Origin of the sequence: uncultured Campylobacter sp. (assembly GCF_937949835.1) — a bacterium.
Taxonomy (GTDB): domain Bacteria; phylum Campylobacterota; class Campylobacteria; order Campylobacterales; family Campylobacteraceae; genus Campylobacter_B.
In genome coordinates this window covers 1-1,997 of sequence record NZ_CALEDC010000516.1, presented here as the reverse complement: position 1 = coordinate 1,997, position 1,997 = coordinate 1, and the positions used below count along the sequence as shown (strand labels likewise).

At 43.0% G+C, this 1,997-nt stretch carries 1 pseudogene; it reads left to right on the top strand.

Going from position 1 to position 1,997, the window contains the following annotated elements:
• Positions 1-1,568 (top strand): annotated as a pseudogene (gene bamA / locus Q0256_RS11430) (outer membrane protein assembly factor BamA); the annotation flags it as partial.
• Positions 1,569-1,997: the final 429 nt, after the last annotated feature.

The window sequence follows — 1,997 nt, the reverse complement described above, 5'->3', positions numbered from 1 at the left end:
GCTACTGAGACGCGCAGGTTTCGGCGCCACTACTTAATGCTGATATGGATAATTACACTGCCGATCTTACCTACTATATCAGCGAGGGCGAGCAATATACCGTAAGCTCCGTAGATATCGAGTATCCTGCAGATATAATCAAGCTTGATAAAGAGAAGGTTTTGGACGATTTTAAGCTTCAAAAGGGCGATACAATGAATTCCGAGCGTTTGCGCCGCGATATGAATACGCTAGAGACTTTAGTCGCGGATCAGGGATACGCCTATGTGCGCATCGTGCCTAAGACTAAGCAGGACAAAGAAGCTCGCACGGTCGCTATCACGTATCAAGTCATCCCTGAGGATAAAGTCTATATTAGAAACGTAACGATCTCAGGCAACGATAAGACCGAGGACAAGGTCATTCGCCGCGAGATGTATCTGACCGAGGGAAATTTATATAGCAAAACCGACTACAACGATTCGTTAAATTCTTTAAAACGCACGGGGTATTTTGATGAGGTGGAGATTAAAGAAAACCGCGTTTCTAACGATCAGATCGATCTTGAAGTCGCAGTTAAAGAAGCTCCTACGGGCTCTATCACGGGTGGTATCGGATATGGCAGCGAGGATGGAATTTTACTTAGCGGCGGTATCAGCGATCGTAACGTATTTGGCACCGGTCTTCACGGCGCATTTTCGGTCGAAAAAAGCGACGATCAGTTAAGCGGACGCTTGAGCTTAACCAATCCTAGAGTGTTTGATTCTGAGTATAGCTTGGGCGGATCAATCTTTGCCAACGATTACGACTGGGACGACTACGATGAGAAATCTTACGGATTTTCAATTACGGGCGGTCGCAAGATCGGGCGCAATACCGATGTAAGCCTTACGTATTATCTCGAAAAGAGCGAGATTAAGGGCTTAAATGAATATTACGCCAAAGCGGGCTATCTAGATGGCAAGAATTTAAAAAGCTCGATCATCCCGTCTATTACATATAATAGCACCGATGATTATTACTTGCCAAGAAGCGGTATGATCGCAAGTGCTAGCTTAGAATACGCGGGTCTTGGTGGCGATATGGACTACACCAAGGTGCGAGGATCGTTTAACTACTACTTTGGCTTGCGAGATTATATCGATCACGACATTATCTTTAGATACAAAGCTGCAACGGGCTATATGTGGGAAGGTAATAAAAAGATCCCGATCAACGAAAAGCTATTCCTAGGCGGAATGAAAAGCATTAGAGGCTACGAAGGCCGCAGTATCCCGAAAAAAGAGATCTGCTTAAATGCAAATAATTGCCGCTATATTGAGACGGGCGGTATGCAGAGCTTCAATAACTCCTTTGAGCTAAGCTTTCCGGTAGTTGATAGGCTTAAAATGCGCTTTGTAACGTTTTTTGACTACGGAATGATCGGCGATCATGACTGGAATGAGGAGGAGCGCTATAGCACGGGTGCTGGTATCGAGTGGATGACGCCGATGGGGCCTTTGCAGTTATACTTCGTTAAGCCGCTTAATAAAAAACCGCACGACGACACAAATAGCTTCGAATTTAGCATCGGCGCTAGATTTAATTAAACGCGGCGACTTGCGAACGCTGTGGCGTGCGTAGAATTTCTACCGCACGCCTTAAAATTTAATAACGCTCACGATTTTAGCTTTCCGTGTCGCGCTAATTTGCAGCCGAATTATTGTAGGCGGTTTGAGCTAAATTTTAATTGGAATTCCGCTCGGCTTAGGATAAAATTTAAACGCGTAGCTTGCTTTGAATTTTTTAGAATTTTATTTATCAAGATAGTTTAGAATTTCATTCGTATGGTAAAATTTTAAGCACAAGAGTTCTAAAAAATCAATACAAGCCATTAGCATAATTTAAAGAAATTCTATATTGAAATTTTAAAGATTACGATATAGACGATAAACGCCGCTTTGTCGCGCGCGGAATTTCACTGCATAGGATTTAGCGCGCCACTGAATTTTAAAGCTCATAAATTTTGAGATTATAAA